We start from the raw sequence: 18,739 nt of genomic DNA on the forward strand, positions 1-18,739 counted from the left end.
CCACCGACCTCGAAGCAACCGCAAACGCCATGTGTATTGCCAAAAACGACCAGGCGTTATTCCATAAACGACTATGCAAATTCCTTTTAGGTATAAATTCGTTTGTTTTCAGGCTGTTAGCATTTCCGTTCGTAATCGCTCACAGAGGCGATGCCTCTTTTGCCTTTTTCCGGAGCTTCAATGAACCTGCCGCTGTCACTCAACCTGCTGGCGTTCCTGGCCCTGCTGCTGGGCCTGGCGCAAACCCGTCGCACCGACTGGAGCCTGGCCAAGAAGGTGCTGCTGGGCCTGGCCCTCGGCGTCGGCTTCGGCCTGGTGCTGCACACGATCTACGGCGCCGGGCACCCGGTGCTCAAGGCCACCATCGGCTGGCTCGACCTGGTCGGCAATGGCTACGTCGGTTTGCTGCAGATGATCGTCATGCCGCTGATCTTCGCCTCGATCCTCAGCGCCGTGGCCCGCCTGCACAACGCCTCGGCGCTGGGCCGCATCAGTGTGCTGAGCATCGGCACCCTGCTGCTGACCACTGCGATCGCCGCACTGATCGGCATCGCCCTGACCAACCTGTTCGGCCTGAGCGCTGAGGGGCTGGTGGCCGGCGCCCAGGAAAGCGCCCGCCTGCAGGCCATCCACAGCGACTACGCGGGCAAGGTCGCCGACCTCAACATCCCGCAACTGCTGCTGTCGTTCATCCCGACCAACCCGGTCGGCGACCTGGCCCGGGCCAAGCCGACCTCGATCATCAGCGTGGTGATCTTCGCCGTGTTCCTCGGCCTCGCCGCTTTGCAACTGATCAAGGACGACAAGGACAAGGGGGAGCGCGCCCTGTCGGCCATCGACGTGCTGCAGGCCTGGGTCATGCGCCTGGTGCGCCTGGTGATGAAGCTCACCCCCTACGGTGTGCTGGCCTTGATGACTAAGGTGGTGGCCAGCTCCAACCTCGACGACATCCTCAAGCTGGGCAGCTTCGTGGTGGTGTCGTACATCGGCCTGGGCCTGATGTTCGTGGTCCACGGGGTGATCCTGGCGCTGACCGGCGTCAGCCCGCTGCGCTTCTTCCGTAAAGTCTGGCCGGTGCTGACCTTCGCCTTCACCAGCCGCTCCAGCGCCGCCAGCATCCCGCTGAACATCGAGGCGCAGACCCTGCGCCTGGGCGTGCCGCAGTCGATTGCCAGCTTCAGCGCGTCGTTTGGCGCCACCATTGGCCAAAACGGCTGCGCCGGCCTGTACCCGGCGATGCTGGCGGTGATGGTCGCCCCGGCGGTGGGCATCGACACCTTCGACCCGCTGTGGATCGCCACCCTGGTGGCCATCGTCACCCTCAGCTCGGCAGGCGTTGCCGGCGTCGGCGGCGGCGCGACCTTCGCCGCGCTGATCGTGCTGCCAGCCATGGGCCTGCCGGTGGAACTGGTGGCGCTGTTGATCTCGGTGGAACCGCTGATCGACATGGGCCGCACGGCGTTGAACGTGAATGGCTCGATGACCGCGGGCGTGGTTACCAGCCAGTTGCTCAAGCAGACCGACCAGCAGGTGCTGGCTGGGGATGAGCATGCGCAACTGAGTCACTCCTGAGAGATTATCGGGGGCGCTTTGCGCCCCCGGCGATCCAGGCTCAATACGTCGCGCGCAGCTTGAGCGTCAGGTTGCGCGGCTCGCCATAGAAGTTCGAGCCCCAGGCACTGTCCACACGCTCGTAATACACACGGTCGAACAGATTGTTGGCCGTGAGTGTCGCCGACAGGTGCTTGTTGAAGCGATAGCCCACCTGCGCCGTGGCCACGCTGTAGCCACCCTGCACGAAGTCCACGCTGTTGCGCGTGTAGTAGGTGGAACTGACCACCCGCACACCACCACCGACACTGAACCCTTCCAGCGGCCCATCGGCGAACGCATAGCGCGTCCATACATTGAAGTTGTGCTTGGGCGTGATGCTGATGCCCTGGTAGTCGGCCTGACGCCCCGACTCCAGCCGGGTAAAGGCGTAGCCGGTGCTGACGCTCCAGTTGTCGGTCAGGTTGCCGGACAGCTCGGTTTCCCAACCCTGGCTGCGCACCTTGGCCTGGGCCTCGTAGAACGGCGTCTGGTCGATTTGCTGGGCGCGGTTCTCGTCATAGATGCGGAACACCGCCACGCTGCCGTTCAGGCGGCCGTCGAAGAACTCCCGCTTCAGGCCCAACTCATACTGTTTGCCCTCGCGCGGCGCCACCGTGCTGTCGCCGCCGGCCATCTGCGTCTGCGGCTTGTACACCGTGGTGTAGCTGGCATAGGCCGACAGTTCGGGGGTGAGCTTGGCGACCAGCGCACCGTAGGGGATCACCTTGCGGCGAACACTGGTGTGGGGGTCGGAGAATTCGTTGAAGAACGGGTTGGCATTGTGGCCATCGCTGTCGAACCAGATCACCCGGCTACCGAGGATCACGTCCAGCCAGTCGTTGGCGCTGAACTTGGTGCGGGCATACAGTCCGTACTGGTTCGACTTGGACGAGTTGCCGTTGTCCATGGCGTAGTCGATCTTGGGGATGTCGATGCTGCCCGGGTCGAACACGTTGATGTCGAACCACTCCCGGCCACCGTAGCGAAAGTCCTTGTCCACATGCTGGTAGTCGGCGCCCACGGTGAGCTCATGGGTACGCCCGAACGCCTCGAACGGCCGCGTCACGAAGCTGTCCAGACCCAGAGTCTTGATGTGGGTGTAGTAGTTGTAGGCCACCGCGGAACTGGCACCGGTCACCGGGTCCACGGCGCCGTCGGTCCAGGTGAAGTTGCGCGTGGGTGCCTCGGCGTCGCGATAGCTCAGCGAGGTCTTGAACTGGCCACCATCGTCCAGCGCATGGTCGACCTCGAAGAAGCTTTCCCAGACGCGCTCGTCCAGCTCGTTCCACTTCGCGTCGACGAAGGTCGAGCGCTTGACGTCGAGCAGCTTGCCGCTGTCGTAGGCCGGCAGACCGAACGCGGGCACCGACTTGTTGCGCTGGTAGGCGCCGCCCAGGGTCAGGGTGGTGGCCGGCGACAGGTCGTACTCCAGGCGCCCGTACATCATCGGGCGCTCGTTCTGGGCGTAGTCGACAAAGGCCTGGTTGTTCTCGTAGGCGGTGACGAAACGCCCGCGCAGGCTGCCATCGCTGTTCAGCGGCCCGGTGACGTCAACTGTGGAGTGGTAACGGTCATAGGTACCCGCCGACAGCTCACCAGACAGGGCAAACTTGCCCAAGGCGCGCTTGCGCACCAGGTTGATGGTGCCGCCGGGTTCGCCCGCGCCCTGGTACAGGCCGGATGGCCCGCGCAGCACTTCGACACGGTCATACATGGCCAGGTCGAACGCCGTGGCCATGTCGCCTTGCCCGGTGGGCTGGGTGACGCCATCGACCTGCACCAGGTCGACCGGGAAGCCGCGCATGTAAACGTCATTGAGGTTGGAGCCGGTGTTGTAGCTCTTGATCGTGGTACCGGTCACCTGCCGCATGGCGTCCTGCAGGCTGTTCATGTTCTGGTCGTCCAGGCGCTGGCGGGTCATTACCGACACCGACTGCGGGATGTCCTTGAGCTTCTGCTCGCCCTTGCCAAGGGTCAGCGACCCAGTGGTGTAGGAGCCGGTGCCTTCGGTGGTGGTGCCCAGCTGGCTGCTGTCGATCTTCACCGCGCCCAGTTGCATCGCGTCGTCGCCCCCGGCGCGCAGGCGCTCCAGGGTGACGCTGTCGTTGTCGATGTAGGCGGCATTCAGGCCAGTGCCCTGGAGCAGGCGGGCCAGTGCCTGGTCCTGTGGATAACTGCCACTCAGGCCCGGCGAGCGCAGGCCCTGGGTGAACTCACCGGGTACCAGCACCTGGATCCGGGTAACCGCACTGAAGGCCGCCAGGGCCGAGTCCAGCGACTGCGCTGGGATGTCGAAACGGTAGACCTGAGCCTGCGTGGCGGCCTGGGCCTGCAAGGGTCCGGCCAGCGCGGCGCTGCCAAGCGCGATGGCCAGGCCGAGCACGGCCCGAGTGGCGGTGGTTTTCATCAATGGGGCTCCCCGAAAGCGTCAAAGTGATCGACTGGCGCGGCACTGTCTGAGAGTGCTTATTATTTGCGCCTACGAAATCAAGGACGTCGGCCCGGCGGGAATCCCCGAAAAAATTTTAAATCAGCCTTCGCGCAGGATGCGCAGGTACGGTGTGTACTGGTCGGCACGCACGCCCAGGGTATGGGTCAAGGCCTTGAGCACGGCCTCCGGCTTGTCGATGTCGAACACGCCGGAGACCTTGCGCTGGCGCAGGCCGTCGCCCAGCACCAGGGTCAGCCCGGGCCAGTAGCGATTGAGTTCGGTCACCACCTCACCCAGCGGCTGCTGACTGAATACCAGTTGCCGCTCGCGCCAGGCGAAGGCGCGGGCGGGCTCGAAGCCATGCACGGCACCCGGCCCGCCTGCCGCGTACTCCAACGCCTGCCCGGGCTCGAGGAATACGCCCTGGCCGGTACCGGCACGGACCTCGACTTTGCCTTGGGCCAGTTGCACACGGGTCTGCCCGTCTGCCTCAGCCACGCTGAAGCGCGTGCCCACCACCCGCACCCAGCCATCCCCGGCACGCACCACAAAGGGCCGGGCCGGGTCGCGGGTCACCTCGAACCAGGCCTCGCCACGCAACAGCCGGACACGTCGCTCGGTGATCCCCAGTTCGACCTGCACGGCGCTGTCGGTGTTGAGCTGAATGCGCGAGCCGTCCTCCAGTTGCAGGCTGCGGGTTTCACCCGTGGCGGTGGCGTAATCGGCGCGCCAGCGGTCGAGCCAGGGCGTCTGGACGAGCAGCACACCCAACAGAACCGCCGCCGCGGCAGCGCCTGCCAGCTTGGGCCAGACCCGGCCACGGGGGGCGCGCCATGCCGCCTGCTGGTGTTCCCGCAGATGCCTGGCAGGGCCTTGCAAGGCCCCCAGCAAATCGAGCACTTCCTCCCAGGCCTTGGCATGCGCCGGCCCCTGCGCGCGCCATACGGCGAACGCCTGGCGTTCGTCCAGGGTGACGTCCTCGGCATGCAGACGGTAATACCAGGCTGTGGCTTCGGCGAACAGGCGCTCGCTGTCGGGCAGGTCGCTCATGGGATCGGTCGCACTCTCGGGATGACGGCTCATGGACGTTGCCCTCTCGCGTCACCGGCCAGCCGCGCCTGGATGAAGGCGCGGCAATCGAGCAATGCCCGACGCAGCTGGTACTCGACACTGCGGGGCGTGACGTTCATGCGCTCGCCGATTTCGCGGTAGGTGCAACCGTCGACATGATAGAGCAGGAAGATGTGCCGGGTCGCCTCGGGCAGGGCCTGGATCGCCGCCTGCATCAGCGCCTGCTCCTGCTGCGCGGCCAACTGGTCCTCGGCGCCGGGGGCTTCGCTGGCCAGTTCGTCGCTGGGCTCGCCGCCATCCAGGCGCTCGCGGCGAATGGCCTGGCGCTGATGATCGCGCACCAGGTTGCTGGCAATCGTGAAGAGGAAGGCCGGCAGGTTGTCGATCTGCTTGTCGGCAGGCAGCCGCGCCAGGCGCAGGAAGGACTCCTGGGTCAGGTCGGCGGCCACTTGGCTATTGCCGGTGCGCCGTGCGACGAACGCCTCCAGGGCCTTCTTGTGCTCGGTGAACAACCGGGCGATCTGCTTGTTCCACGAAGACACGGCACATCCTGGCTCTGGGTCTCAAGAGGAGCGAACGCTAGCAGAAGATGATATTTGTTCGCAATTGCAGTTATTGCGTATCAGCGGGCCCCGAACACACTCAAGCCTTGTCCCAGACTTCGAAGTGATAGGCCGGCTTTTCCGCTTCGGACTGCGCCTCGCTCGACGTCAACTGCCACTGCCCGTGGTCGAACTCCGGGAACCAGGCATCGCCTTGCGGCGACAATTCCACCCGGGTCAGGTACATCCGGCTCACCAGCCCTTTTTCCAGCGCCTGCCCATACAGCTGCGCACCGCCGATCAGCATCAATTCCCCGACGCTCTGCTCGCGCGCCCACTGCTCGGCGCGCACCAGCGCCGCCTCCAGCGAGGCGAACACCTCGGCGCCGGCCAGTTGCAGTCCAGGCTGACGGCTGACGACGATGTTCAGCCGCCCCGGCAATGGCCGGCCCAGCGAATCCCAGGTCTTGCGCCCCATGATTATCGGCTTGCCCAGGGTGGTGGCCTTGAAGTACTTGAAGTCCCCCGGCAGGTGCCAGGGCATGGTGTTGTCGATGCCGATCACACGGTTCTCGGCGAGCGCCGCGATCAGGCTGAGGGGGAGTGATGTATTCATGCCGGCGAGGATAGCACCGGGCGCGTGGGTTATGCTTGCGGCCAGACCTGTGCAATGGAAGAGCTTGTGACTGCACCCACTCCACTCGACAAGCGCTGGCTCACCGAAGCGGTACGCCTGCGCGAGGAACACGCCGGTCCCCTGGAGGACCAGGAGGCCAACCGACGCGCCCGCCAGCAGGGCGGCGACCTGGCCACACGCATCGAGGCCCGCGCTCTGTGGCTGGCCGAGCGCGACGGCATGGACGCGGCGCTGCGCCACTGGAAGCAGGGCGCACGGCTGGCATTGCTGAGCTTGATGGTCCTGGCTCTGTTCAGTGGCGCCGGCCTGGGGCTGGCGGCCCTGGGCGACGGCCAGCGGCCGGTGAACGTGTTCTGGGCCCTGGGCAGCCTGCTCGGGCTGAATCTCGTGCTGCTGCTTGGCTGGGCCGTGGGTTTCTTCTTCGCCGGTGAGCATGGCGCGGCGCTGGGCCGCCTGTGGCTGTGGCTAAGCGAGCGTTTTGCCCGTGACGCCAAGGCCGCGCAACTGGCTCCCGCGCTGCTGGTGCTGTTGCAGCGCCAGCGCCTGAACCGCTGGCTGCTCGGCCTGCTGGTGCATGGCCTGTGGTCGCTGGCAATGCTCGCGGCGCTGGGCATGCTCCTGGCGCTGCTGGCGACGCGACGCTACGGCTTCGTCTGGGAAACCACGCTGCTTGCCGCCGAACCTTTCATCACGCTGACCCAGGCCCTTGGCGCCCTGCCCTCGCTGCTCGGTTTCGCCGTCCCCGACGAGGCGATGATTCGCGCCAGCGGCGACACCCTGCCTGCACTCGATCTGGCGCGCCAAGCCTGGGCCAGCTGGCTGCTCGGCGTGGTGCTGGTCTATGGCCTGCTGCCCCGCATGCTGCTGGCCGCGCTGTGCCTGTGGCGCTGGCGCCAGGGCCGCGAGCGCCTGGCGCTGGACCTCAATCTGCCAGGCTACGCGCAACTGCGCGAAGCCCTGATGCCGCGCAGCGAACGCCTCGGCGTGCAGGATGCAGCCCCCGACACCCTGCCCCGCTTCGAGGCCGGCCAACTGGAACGCGACGGTGGCGGTGCCCTGCTGGTCGGCCTGGAACTGGACGACCAGCGCCCCTGGCCACCCGCACTGCCCCGCTCGGTCACCCATGCGGGCGTGCTCGACAGCCGCGAATCGCGCAACAAGCTGCTCGAGCAACTCAGCCGTTTCCCCCCGGCGCGCCTGGCCATTGCCTGCGACCCGCGTCGCTCGCCCGACCGTGGCAGCCTGGCCTTGCTCGCTGAACTGGCGCGCAACGCCGGCGCCACGCGTATCTGGCTGCTGCAGGCGCAGCCCGGCCAGGCACTGGACGCGGCACGCCTGGGCGATTGGCACGAGGCCCTCGACCGCCTGGGCCTGCCCCATGCCGACACCTCGCCCCTGACCTGGCTGGAGCATGGCCATGACTGAGCCGCTGAAACTGGCCGTGGTCGGCCACACCAACGTCGGCAAGACCTCGCTGCTGCGCACCCTCACCCGCGACGTCGGCTTCGGCGAGGTCTCGCACCGCCCCAGCACCACCCGCCATGTCGAAGGCGCCCGCCTGTCGGTGGACGGCGAACCGTTGCTCGAGCTCTACGACACCCCCGGCCTGGAGGACGCCATTGCCCTGCTCGACTACCTGGAGCGCCTCGAACGCCCGGGCGAGCGCCTGGACGGCCCCGCTCGCCTTGAGCGTTTCCTCCAGGGCAGCGAGGCGCGCCAGCGTTTCGAGCAGGAAGCCAAGGTGCTGCGCCAGCTGCTGGCGAGCCATGCCGGTCTGTATGTGATCGACGCCCGCGAACCGGTGCTGGCCAAGTACCGCGACGAGCTTGAGGTGCTGGCCAGCTGCGGCAAGCCGCTGTTGCCGGTGCTCAACTTCGTTGCCAGCAACCAGCACCGCGAGCCCGAATGGCGCGAGGCCTTGGCGCGCCTGGGCCTGCATGCGCTGGTGCGTTTCGACAGCGTGGCCCCGCCCGAGGATGGCGAGCGCCGCCTCTACGAAAGCCTGGCGCTGCTGCTGGAAGAGGCCCGCCCTGCCCTGCAACGGCTGATCGATGACCAGCAGGCCCAGCGCGAAGCCCGTCGCCACAGCGGCAAGCGTTTGGTCGCCGAGCTGCTGCTCGACTGCGCTGCCTGCCGGCGCAGCGTAGAGGCCGAGCCCGCCGCCGAGGCGCAGGCCATCGAAGCGCTGCGCCAGGCGGTGCGTGAGCGCGAGCAACGCTGTGTCGAGGCGCTGCTCAAGCTGTATGCGTTCCGTCGCGAGGACGCCAATGCCGGCGACTTGCCGCTGCTCGATGGGCGCTGGGGCGACGACCTGTTCAATCCGGAGACCCTGAAGCTGCTCGGTGTGCGCCTGGGCAGCGGCGTGGCGGCGGGCGCGGCGGCAGGTGCCGGCGTCGACCTGCTGGTTGGCGGCCTGACCCTGGGCGCCGCCGCGCTTGCCGGGGCCATTGCCGGCGGCGCGCTGCAGACCGCGCGCAACTATGGCTCGCGCCTGATGGGCAAGCTCAAGGGCCAGCGCGAGCTGACGGTGGATGACGCCGTGCTGCGCCTGCTGGCGCTGCGTCAGCAACAGTTGATACTGGCCCTGGAGGCACGCGGGCACGCGGCGCAGGACAGCATCCGCCTCGCGGCGCCGGAGGACAAAGGCTGGCGCGAAGGCAAGCTGCCCGAGGCCTTGCGCAAGGCGCGGGCGCATCCACAGTGGTCGACGCTCAATCCCGGGGCACGGGTCAACCAGGCCGAGCGGCAGGAGCAACTGGAAGCCCTGGTGGCGGAACTGTAGCTCCGTGCGCGGCGCCAACCCGCGATGATGGCTAGGGTCTGTATGAAAAGTCTTGAGACGAAGGTCAGGCAAGGCGAAAACAGCCGAGGAAGCGGAGTTTACGGGTTGTAAATGAGCATTCCGAGGCTGTTTTCAACGCAGCATCACCGAGTATCAAGGCTTTTCATACAGAGCCTAGGGCTTTGCCTTGCGCCTTTGCTCCCGGTACTGCGCCAGGAGAACGCGCATTTCTCTGTACCTGTTGCTATTGATCAACAGCAACGCTACCAGCGCTGCCAGCAGGCAGCTCGCGTAGATGAACATGTTGGGACGATATCCATAGGCCGGCAACGCGATCACCAGGCTGGCCAGGCACATCGCGGCCACGAGCCAGGCTCCCCACGTCCGCCCCCGAACTACAGCGCCATGGCCCAACATGAAGACTGCCAGCGTCAGGAACAGACTCGAAGCGAAGGCGCCATCCTTCAGGCAGTTCCGGCAATACGTGCTCCACACCAGCGCAAATGTCCAGGACACGGCAATGATCGACGAGAAGTAGGCGCCGATGAATACGCCGAAGTAACGCTTCAGAAAAGGCTTGAGCGTCATTGCGCTAGCGCCGCACCTTGCGCAGCTCCACCAACCGCCGCCGCATCTCTCGATGCCGCTGGCTGTTGAATACCAGCAGCGCGAGCAATGGCAGCGCCAGCAGGATTGCCAGCAACACGGCATTCACTCCACTACCGAGCAGGCTCAACGCCATCAGCAAGGCCACAGTCGGTACAGGGAGCACCACCCATACTGCCCATGTGAAGCCCCGGACCATCGCGAAATGCCCGGAACACAGCAGCAAGACCAGCACCGCGCTGGACATCATGGTGAATAAGGGGTTATCCGGGTGATTGCGCCAGTGACTGTCGATCCACAGAGTCGCTGACAACGCCGCCGACAGGAGGCAAATGAAAAACCCCAGCAAGAACGTCGGGAAGTAACGGCGCATGAAAGTCTGGAATTGCGCAGGCTTCATCATCACTCGATCTCTTCGTATAGCCCTACGGCTATGCTCTGCACCGTGGCACTCCCGGCCAACCCGAAGGTGGCGCCGAGCGAGTCGCGCATCAGGGTCTGCGTGGCGTGGCTGATCTCGGTCGGGGTGTAGCGCTTGGTCATGGTCCCTGCCGCCTGCTGCAACTTGATCTGCCTGGCCGTCAGGCTCGGGTGCTTGATCGACAGCAGCTCGTCGGTCAGCGCCTTGCGCTGCTGGCGGCTGAGGCTCTTGGACAACTCCAGCCAGCTGCGACCCGTGGCGGCCTTGTGTACTTGCAGGTACTTCAACGTGCTCAGGCCCGACGCGCCGACACCCAGCAACGAGACGCCATCGAGCACCATCGAGGCGGCCTGGTACCACTGGTTCTCATCGAGGGCATCGTTAGCCGCTGGGTTGGTCACTTCACGCACCGTGCGCATTACACCGATGCCGCACTGGACGCTGCTGGCGGTGGCGGCGGCGCCACCGACATAGGTCAGTACCAGGCTGGTACCACCGGAAAAGGGCGCGGCAATGGTGCCACTGAACACCACGAACCAGCCGATCACAGCGCCCGCACAGGAAAGGGTGGTGTTGACCGCCTCCTTGACCACCCGCGACTCGCGCGGATTGTGCTGCAACTGCTGGGTGTACTGGTCAGGTGTCTGGTACTTCTTGATCTCGCGCAGGATCACGCGCTTGGGGCGGATGCTGCAGATCGGCTGAAACTCACGCAGGGTGACAATGTTGTATTCGGCGTCGATGTAGACCACACCGGCACCGACGATACGCGGGTCGGCGTCGATGGCGGCGAACATCTGCGGCAGGTTGATCCGCGCCTGGATACGCTGACGGGCAAGAAACTGGGAGTTGTTGGCCAGGGAATTGACCAGAAGATCTGTCACGAATAGGTTTCCTTGCACAAAGCCTGGCCAAGTCGCATGACCTGCAGGCGTGGGCTTGCCCCGCGCCTACAGGTCATGCAAGCAGCCTCAACGGATCACACGTTCGGGCACGGCACCGGCGCCCAGTCACCCATGTCCGGGTTGCGGCACATGGCGTTGACCTGGTCGGCGCCCGCCTTGGCCACCTGCTGGGCCTCGGCTTTCTTGCCGTTGGCGTTCTGCAGGGTCTTCTCGGTGGCCACCGCTTCCTGTGGCACCTTGGTGTTGGTCTTGGCCGGCTGGACCTTCTTCACATCCTTCTTCTTGCCGGTGGTTGCCACCTTCGGCGGCTCGGCCACTGCGACCACTTCGGTGCGCTGCACGCCCACCTGCTTGAGGTCCTGCTCGTAGGCCTGGGTGTAGTTGTTGAGGTTCTCACCCAAACGACCGTTCACGGTGGTCAGCAGGTTGTTCGACTCCTGCAGGCCGGCAACGATCTCGGCCAGGCGCTTGCGGCCCTCGGTGTCGTTGATGCGGCCAGCCTTGCGGTTCTGGATCAGGCTGGCGAACTCGCGCTGGTAGCAGCTCTGCGACGACTTGGCGTAGGCCGTGGTGCGGTCCATGTCGGCCGCGCTCTTGTCGATGTCGGTGGCGTACGAGGCGATGCGCTGCTTGTCGTCGCTGATCTGTTTCTGGCGCTCGGTGTAGTAACCGGCCGCGCCGCCAACCAACGCGCCGCCAGCGGCACCGATGGCGGCATTGCGGCCGCGGTTTTCCTTGTCGACCAGGGCACCGGTGAGGGCACCGCCGACCGCGCCGAGCAGCGCGCCGGTGGCGACCGAGCGGGTCATGTCACCGTCGGTGGAGCGCAGGTGCTGCACCGGCTCGTAGCAGTTGGGGTAGTACTCGACCTTGGTCGTGGCGCCAACCTTGGACGCCGGCGAGCTGGCGCAACCGCTCAACAGCACGGTGCTGAAACCGGCTGCCAGCAGCAGTGCGGTACGGGCCTGGGATGCGGTGATCAGGGGTTTGCGGGTGAACATGGTCTGGTTTCTCTTCTTGGGTTTCTGGGTGACCGGGGGCTTCGTGCCACCCGGGAGTCCTTTCTGTCGAAGCTGTCCTTAGGGTCGCGGGGCGGCCGATGCCAGCAGCTCCTTGAGGATCGTCGCCGGATCGGCCCGCCGGTTCTGGCGGTACTCCCCGACGTGGCGGACGAACAGGGTGGCGCGGGTGACCAGGCTGTTGCCCAGCACCGGCTTGCGATTGAGCTCTTCCTTGACCCGCTGGAACTGCGCCTGGATCACCGCGTCGGTGTAGCGCGTGCCACTGGCCAGGTTGTCGATGTAGATCGCCACGGCGCCGTCGAGGGCGGCGCGGCCATTGGCGATGGCGGCGCCGTACATGCGCGCGCTGGTCTGGTCGCCGGAAGCCTCGGCCTTGGCCTGGGTGTTCTGCAGGTTGGTCAGGCGGATGTTGTAGTTGTTGACGGTTTCGGCCACCAGGGCGGCGGACTGGATCAGGTTGCCGGCCGCTTCCTCGCGCTGGCGGGCGATCAGCGACACGTTGCGCTTGAGCTCTTCGTTGACCAGCCCCAACTCGGCCTGCTGGCGCGGGTCGGTGGCGGCGGCGATGATGCTGTCAAGGCGCTTGGTCGGGTCTTGGGCGGCGTCGATGTCGTCGGTCAGGCCGGCCAGGCGACCTTCCTTCTGCCACTGCTCGAACAGCTCCTGGTAACGCGAGCGCGGCGCCGACAAGGCGCCGATGGCCACGCGGAAACCAGTGGTCTCGTTGCGCTGCTCGGTGCCGTCGACGCCGAACAGCGGGTACTCGCGGCGCATGCCGGTGAACAAGGTGCCCTCGCCTTCTAGGTAGTTGCCGCCCTTGACCACGAAGCCGCCGTAGGCGCCCTGCAGGCGCCCGGCGTTGACCAGCTGGAACGACTCCTGGACCATCTCGGCGGCGTTGCCGATCACATCGAACAAGCCCAGCGGGTTGGGCTGTTTGGTGCCGATCGGCATCAGCCGCGCCGCCTGCCCGGTACCACCGGCGACCTGGTTGAACACCGCGAAGTCGCCCAGCGGCCCTTCGCTGTCGGCGCCTTCGACCTTACGCGGGAACAACCGCCCTTCCAGCTCCTGGCGGCTGACCGCCGAACCGCCACGGGCGGCGAACTCCCATTCCACCTCGGTGGGCAGGCGCACGAAGCCCACGCCACCATCCTCGGCCTTGCTGCCTCGGCCGCTGACCGGCAGCAGGTCGCGGTGGTGCTTCATCAGCCAGGCGCTGTAGACGGCGGCGAAGCGTTCGGCCTCGAAGCGCGACAATTTTACCTTGGGCAGGCGCCCCGCCGCGTCGTTGTTCGCCTCGCAGGCCGGTGCCGCGTCGCCGCCGGCCAGCGACGGCGCCTGGGCCATCACCTGGGCGTATTGGCGGGCGGTCACTTCGTACTTGCCGATGAAGTACATCATCGGCGTGAGCGGGCTGCCTTTGTCGACCTTGGGCAGGCTCGGGCCAACGGCCTTCTGCCACTGTGGCGCCAGGTCCTGCAGGCTGAACTGGCCGTTGATGAAGTCGCGCCGGTAACCGGAGATGAACGACTGCTTGTAGCCGGCCTCGCCTTCGCTGAACGGGTAGCCGAGGTTGACCTCGCGGTCGTCGAGGCTGCCCTGGGCCAGCACATAGACACTGCGCAGCACCAGCTCACCGCCACAGGGCAGCGGCAGGCTGACATCGCCCGGCAACGGTTTGGGGTTGTCGAACTTGCTTTCAGTCCCCGGCTGCGCCTGGGCAACTGGCTTGGCCTTGTCGTCGCCATCGGCCGGGGAACAGGCGCCCAGGCTCAAAGCGGTCAGGAGCAGGGCGGCAGCCCCGAGGCGGCGATCAGACATCACGTATTCCTTGGCAAGCCTCGATGCGCGCCACCCGCCAGCCGCCCAGGGCGGCGGCGGCGGTGCTGGCCAGCAGCACGGCACACAACGCAACGAGGTAGTGCATGGGCAGCAGGTGGCTGGCGAACTCGCCGGGCACCTGCATGAAAAGTCGGTTCAGGCCATGTTCGGCCAGCAGGTACAACAATCCCGCCGCGGCGGCGGCAAAAAGGCCGCTGTAGAGCGCCTGGAGCACCACGAACAACAGCAGCGCAGCAGTGCCGAAGCCCAGCAGACGCAGCACTGCCAGCTCGCGCTGCTTGCGCTCGACCGCCGCGACTGCGCCTGCGGCGATGGCCGCTACGGCGCCGGCCACAGCCAGGCTGGCGATGATCCAGAACACCAGGTCGAGATTGCGGCTGAGCGATTGCACCTGGGCGATCTGCGCGGCCTGAGTGGAAACCAGCAGCTTGCGTTCGACGAAGAACTGGCGCAGCGGCTCGACATCGCTCAGTTCGCGGGCATACAGGCGGAAGGCCGGGTACACCCGCTGCGCCGCGCTGCCTTGCGCCTCCCCCTGCCAGCCCAGCGCAGCCACGGCGCGGCCATCACGGTAATCCTCGACGGCTTCGAGCAGTTGCAGCGAGGCAAACAGGCCATCGCGCTCGAACGCAGCCAGGGGCAGCACGCTGCTGACCTGAAGGCGCGCCCGTCGCCATTGCATCTGCCCGGCCTGCTGGCGACTGAAGCTGGCCTGCAGTTCGTCCCCGGCCCTGGCACCGAGTTTTTCTGCAGCGGTAAAGCTCAGCACCACCTGTAGCAGGCCGTCCGGGGGGGCTACCTGCCCCAGCAAAGGATCGCCCTCGGCAGTGGGCAGCATCTCCGCCGTCAGGCCACGCCCATGGGCCGGGAGCAACAGCTCGGCGGTCGCAGCGATCTGCCGGGTGCGCGGGATCGCGAAGGCCACTCGCGGGTGCCGGGCCAGTTCCTCGATGAACTCGGCGCGAAAGCGCCCACCGCCCAGGGGAATGATCTCGCGCACACCCGGGTCGCGCTGCAGGCGCTCGGTCAGGCTGCCGACCAGTCCGAACTTCAGCCCGAACAGCACCAGCAACGGCGCGATCACCGCTACCAGCGCGAGCACGGCGCACGCCGACAGCCGCGCATCGTTGCGGTAGTCCTGCCAGGCCAGCCCGGCGATCAGCAGCGGGCGCATCAGGCCGCCCGCTCCAGGCACGCCGTGACGCCGCCATCGGCTTCGCGCCGGCAGGCCATGCGCAGCACTGTCAACCCGGCGTGGCGGGCCAGAGCCTCGTCGTGGGTGGCGACCACACAGGTCACCTGCCGCGCTTCGGCCTCGCACAGCAACAGCTGCATCACCCGCTCGGCGTTGACCGGGTCGAGCGAGGCGGTCGGTTCATCAGCCAGAAGCAGCGTCGGGGCATGGGCCAGGGCACGGGCACAGCTGACCCGCTGGCGCTGGCCGAGGGACAGGGTGGCGGGTTTCTTGCCCAGCTGGTCGTGTACATCCAGCGCTTCGGCCAGGCGCTCGACACTGCCGTCATCGCCGAGCCCCAGCAACTGGCGCGGCAGAGAGATGTTGCCGCGCACATCGAGAAAACCCAGCAGCCCACCCGCCTGCAGCACGTAGCCGAGGTGGCGGCTGCGCCAGTTGGCCAAACGGTCGAGCTGCCGGCCGCGCCACAGCCCGGCGACATCCTCGCCGCCGAGGACGAAGCCCTCTGCCGCATCCGGCGCCAGCACCAGCGCCAGCAGGTCGAGCAAGGTGCTCTTGCCGCAGCCGCTGGGCCCGACCAGCGCCACCCGCTCGCCCACGGCCAGGTGCAGCCGGTCGATCTGCAGGCTGTAGCGCTGAGCACCCTGCCCGCGTGTCTTGCGCACTCCGTCCAGGCGGATCATCACGGCAGCGTCGACAGCGGGACACGGTACAGGGCGTCGCCCGGTTCGGCCTTGCCGAAGCGCACCCAGTTGGCCATGTCGTTGTGGAAGGTCTCGTACAGGCGGATCTTCGAGTCCAGTTCGTCGATGAAGTCTTCCTGCTCGGCCACCGACAGCGACAGCCACAGGTCCTGGGTCATGCTCAGGGACTTGCTGCGGTACGGCAGGCCGTCTAGGTATTCGCCGAGCACACCGCCCTGGGCCAGGTTGGCGCCCTTGCGCAACGCGCCGGGGTCGCGGCTCATGTAGGCACTGGCGCTGGCGATCTCGTTGAAGAAGTCGCCTGGCGAGCTGCGGGTCTTGCGCGCGGCATCGACGATCAGCTTGAGCGACTGCTGCAAGTCGTTGAGCTGCAGCTTGGTCAGCATCACGCACACCTGCAGGGTCGGCAGCATCGGGTTGGTCAGGTCGCGGTCGGCGGTCCAGGCGCTGACCAGTTGCGGCGCCTGGCTGGCGCCGTGGCGGCCAAGGAAGTCCATGTGCATGGCGTAGCCGATGGCCTGCGACTTGGCCGCCAGGCTCGAGGCCGAGGTCAGCAGCGGCACGGGTTGCGGTTGCTGGTTGCGCACCTGGTGCACCAGGTCGGCAAAGGTCGAGCCGATCTCGCGCACGCGGTCGCCGAAGGCACCGACTTCACCGCCCGGCACGCTGACGTAGAGGTCGCCGATCTGCGGGTTGCTGTCGGCGGTGAGCACACGGTACTGGGTCTCGGCCGCGCCGTGGTTCTTGAGCCCGGCGGGGGTGCGCAGGTGCAGGGCGTAGATCTTGATCTGCTTGCTCAGGGCGGCCTGGCGCACTTCGGCTTCGTTCATCTGGGTGCTGCTGAACGGGTCGTTCTTGCGCAGCGCGCCGGCATCGCTGACCAGCAGGATCAGACGCCCGCCGTAGCCGGACCAGTCCATGCCCTCGACCGCCTGCATCACGCCGGCGAAGGCGTCCTCGTTGAACGAGTGGCTGGAGACGCTGGTGGCCTTGACCTGCGAGGCGGCCTTGAGGAAACGCGCCGGATCGCGGCCCTGCTCCAGGCTGACCAGGGTCTTGCTCAGGTACTCCAGGCCCGGGGTGCGCTTGACGCTGTTGCGAAAGCCGACCAAGCCGAAGCTGACGCTGTCCAGCTCACCACGGGCCGCCAGTTGCTGCTGCAGCTCGCTGACCACCTGGCGCACCCGATCGATGTACGGCTGCATGGACACCGAAGTGTCCACCACCAGGACGATGCCGGTACGGAAGCTGTTGTCGCCGACCGCCGCGACGCCGGCCGCCTTGGGCGCGCTGTCGCGGGCGCTGGCACCGGGGTCGATGGAGGCGATGTTAAGCAGTTGCACCGGCTGGCCGCCGGCGTCGAAGCTTTCGCGGTAGTCGAAGATCGGCATCAGGTAGAACTGGTTTTGCGGCACGGCGCTGGCCGCCGGTTCCAGGGCCATCACCTGGGGCACCTGGTCGGGGTTGTTCTGCGCCTTGAGCAGGCTGTCGCGGGCTTGGGCGGTGTCGTCGAGCAGATGCTGCACATCGTCCACCTGACGCATGAACATCACCGGCGAGCGCCCCGAGCGTTCGGTGAACTTGAGCACCAGGCTCTGTTTCCAGTCACTGGTTTGCGCCGCCGGCAGCCAACCCTCGCGCTGGCCGTCACTGGCGGCGCCGACCTGGACCCAGGCCTGGCCGCCGACGTCCTTGCGCTGGTAGACATAGAGCACGGAGAAAGCTGGCAGTGTCTCGCCCGCGGCATCGCCAGGCTGGGTCACCAGCTGGGCATCAGGCTTGGTCAGCACACGCTGGAACAGGGTCTTCTTGCCGGGCATCAGCAGTGGACGACCGTCGTCCGAGGCGGCCACCGGTGTGACTTTGGGTTCGGTGGGGGCCACGCTGTCGGCGGGCGCCTGCACCACCGGCGTTTCAGGCGCGGGCGCGTCATTGCCGCCGAGCAACCAGAAGAACGCGCCGCCCAGCCCCAGCGCCGCCGCGATCGCCACCGCCAGCACGGCCTTGGCCGGCTTGTTCGAGGCGGGCTTCACAGCGGGCGCGGGCTTGGGTTCGGACCGCCGGGCAGGCTCGCTCACGGGAGCGGCAACGGCTTGCGGAATATTGATGGACACCGGCTGCGGGATGGCCGGTGGCGGGATCGGCAGCGGGCGAACCAATGTGCTGTCGTTGTCCTCGACCGGCGCCTGGACCGTCAGGCGATCCAGCGCCGCCAGCAACGCCGCCGCGTCAGCGAAGCGCTCGTTGGGATCCTTGGCCAGCAGACCGCGCAGGATGTCCTGGTAGCGGCCATGTTCGATGGGCAGTTCCGGCAACGGCTCGGTCAGGTGCGCCAACGCCGTGGACAACGCATCGGTGCCGTTGTACGGCAGCTTGCCGACGAGGATTTCGTACAGCACCACACCCAATGCATACAGGTCGGCGCGCCCGTCGATGTCCATGCCGCGCGCCTGTTCCGGGCTCATGTAGCTCGGCGTGCCGACGGCGAAACCGGCCTGGGTGAACTGGGTGCGGTCATCCAGCGACTTGGCGATGCCGAAGTCCGATAGCACCGCGGTGCCATCGGCGCGGAACAGGATGTTGGCGGGCTTGACGTCGCGGTGCACCAGGCCCTGGGCGTGGGCATAACCCAACGCCTGGGCGATCTGGCGCACGTAGACGAGGCCCTGCTCGGGCGTCAGCCCCGCGGCGATCCGCTCCTTCAGCGTGCCGCTGGGCAGGTACTCCATGGCCATGTAGTACAGCTCGCCGACGTTGCCGATGTCGTGGATGGTGGCGATGTTCGGGTGCGCCAGCCGCGCCAGGGTTCGGCCCTCGCGCAGGAAGCGCTCGCAGAAGGTCGGGTCGGCGGCCAGGCTCGCCGCCATGATCTTCAGCGCCACCTTGCGCTCCAGGGAGCGCTGGGTGGCGAGGTACACGCTGGCCATGGCGCCCTGGCCAAGCTCGCTGTCGATGTCGAATCCGGGAATCTGCATGTCCATGGTG

General features: G+C 66.8%; 15 protein-coding genes. 3 read left to right on the forward strand and 12 right to left on the reverse strand.

Features of this window, described 5'->3' with window-relative positions:
* The first annotated feature begins 180 nt into the window (after positions 1-180).
* Positions 181-1,572 carry an L-cystine transporter gene (locus ACVWY1_RS10435; protein ID WP_217867546.1) on the forward strand — a complete coding sequence of 464 codons (1,392 nt, stop codon included), beginning with the start codon at positions 181-183 and terminating at the stop codon, positions 1,570-1,572.
* A gap of 40 nt (positions 1,573-1,612) precedes the next feature.
* Here ACVWY1_RS10435 and ACVWY1_RS10440 read toward each other — a convergent pair whose 3' ends face one another.
* The 4 genes from ACVWY1_RS10440 to ACVWY1_RS10455 all read right to left on the reverse strand — a co-directional run bounded on the left by ACVWY1_RS10440 (position 1,613) and on the right by ACVWY1_RS10455 (position 6,253).
* Positions 1,613-4,003: a TonB-dependent siderophore receptor gene (locus tag ACVWY1_RS10440; RefSeq protein WP_457378230.1), complete on the reverse strand. Its 2,391-nt coding sequence runs from the start codon at positions 4,001-4,003 to the stop codon at positions 1,613-1,615.
* Positions 4,004-4,123: 120 nt separating this feature from the next.
* Positions 4,124-5,107 carry a FecR family protein gene (locus tag ACVWY1_RS10445; RefSeq protein WP_457378231.1) on the reverse strand — a complete coding sequence of 328 codons (984 nt, stop codon included), beginning with the start codon at positions 5,105-5,107 and terminating at the stop codon, positions 4,124-4,126.
* Positions 5,104-5,637 (reverse strand): RNA polymerase sigma factor, encoded by a 534-nt coding sequence (locus tag ACVWY1_RS10450; protein ID WP_198753764.1) that lies wholly within the window; start codon positions 5,635-5,637, stop codon positions 5,104-5,106. The genes ACVWY1_RS10445 and ACVWY1_RS10450 overlap by 4 nt, the downstream gene beginning before the upstream one ends.
* 100 nt (positions 5,638-5,737) lie before the next feature.
* Positions 5,738-6,253, reverse strand: coding sequence for a dihydrofolate reductase (locus tag ACVWY1_RS10455; RefSeq protein WP_457378232.1), 516 nt, complete (start codon positions 6,251-6,253; stop codon positions 5,738-5,740).
* Between the two features lie 54 nt (positions 6,254-6,307).
* Here ACVWY1_RS10455 and ACVWY1_RS10460 point away from each other — a divergent pair, with 54 nt between their 5' ends.
* Both ACVWY1_RS10460 and ACVWY1_RS10465 read left to right on the forward strand, forming a co-directional pair.
* Positions 6,308-7,699: a DUF2868 domain-containing protein gene (locus ACVWY1_RS10460; RefSeq protein ID WP_111532513.1), complete on the forward strand. Its 1,392-nt coding sequence runs from the start codon at positions 6,308-6,310 to the stop codon at positions 7,697-7,699.
* Positions 7,692-9,056 (forward strand): GTPase/DUF3482 domain-containing protein, encoded by a 1,365-nt coding sequence (locus ACVWY1_RS10465; RefSeq protein WP_102681844.1) that lies wholly within the window; start codon positions 7,692-7,694, stop codon positions 9,054-9,056. The genes ACVWY1_RS10460 and ACVWY1_RS10465 overlap by 8 nt, the downstream gene beginning before the upstream one ends.
* A gap of 174 nt (positions 9,057-9,230) precedes the next feature.
* On the opposite strand, the gene ACVWY1_RS10470 is transcribed toward ACVWY1_RS10465, so the two are convergent.
* The 8 genes from ACVWY1_RS10470 to ACVWY1_RS10505 all read right to left on the reverse strand — a co-directional run bounded on the left by ACVWY1_RS10470 (position 9,231) and on the right by ACVWY1_RS10505 (position 18,735).
* Complete coding sequence (locus ACVWY1_RS10470; protein WP_277502500.1) at positions 9,231-9,644, reverse strand: hypothetical protein; 414 nt, start codon at positions 9,642-9,644, stop codon at positions 9,231-9,233.
* A 4-nt stretch (positions 9,645-9,648) separates the two neighbouring features.
* Positions 9,649-10,065: a hypothetical protein gene (locus ACVWY1_RS10475; RefSeq protein ID WP_110700251.1), complete on the reverse strand. Its 417-nt coding sequence runs from the start codon at positions 10,063-10,065 to the stop codon at positions 9,649-9,651.
* Positions 10,065-10,967, reverse strand: a complete 903-nt coding sequence (locus ACVWY1_RS10480; RefSeq protein WP_277502499.1) for an NAD synthetase — start codon at positions 10,965-10,967, stop codon at positions 10,065-10,067. The genes ACVWY1_RS10475 and ACVWY1_RS10480 overlap by 1 nt, the downstream gene beginning before the upstream one ends.
* Before the next feature lie 95 nt (positions 10,968-11,062).
* On the reverse strand, positions 11,063-11,989 hold the full coding sequence (gene tagQ / locus ACVWY1_RS10485; RefSeq protein ID WP_102681842.1) for a type VI secretion system-associated lipoprotein TagQ: 927 nt from the start codon (positions 11,987-11,989) through the stop codon (positions 11,063-11,065).
* Between the two features lie 78 nt (positions 11,990-12,067).
* A complete protein-coding gene (locus ACVWY1_RS10490; protein WP_457378233.1) occupies positions 12,068-13,834 on the reverse strand; it encodes a formylglycine-generating enzyme family protein in 1,767 nt (588 codons plus the stop codon).
* Positions 13,827-15,029 carry an FtsX-like permease family protein gene (locus ACVWY1_RS10495; RefSeq protein WP_277502497.1) on the reverse strand — a complete coding sequence of 401 codons (1,203 nt, stop codon included), beginning with the start codon at positions 15,027-15,029 and terminating at the stop codon, positions 13,827-13,829. The genes ACVWY1_RS10490 and ACVWY1_RS10495 overlap by 8 nt, the downstream gene beginning before the upstream one ends.
* A complete protein-coding gene (locus ACVWY1_RS10500) occupies positions 15,029-15,733 on the reverse strand; it encodes an ABC transporter ATP-binding protein (RefSeq protein ID WP_110700244.1) in 705 nt (234 codons plus the stop codon). The genes ACVWY1_RS10495 and ACVWY1_RS10500 overlap by 1 nt, the downstream gene beginning before the upstream one ends.
* Positions 15,733-18,735, reverse strand: coding sequence for a serine/threonine-protein kinase (locus ACVWY1_RS10505; RefSeq protein WP_457378234.1), 3,003 nt, complete (start codon positions 18,733-18,735; stop codon positions 15,733-15,735). The genes ACVWY1_RS10500 and ACVWY1_RS10505 overlap by 1 nt, the downstream gene beginning before the upstream one ends.
* Between the last annotated feature and the right edge of the window lie 4 nt (positions 18,736-18,739).

Source organism: Pseudomonas sp. TE6288 (assembly GCF_054062095.1).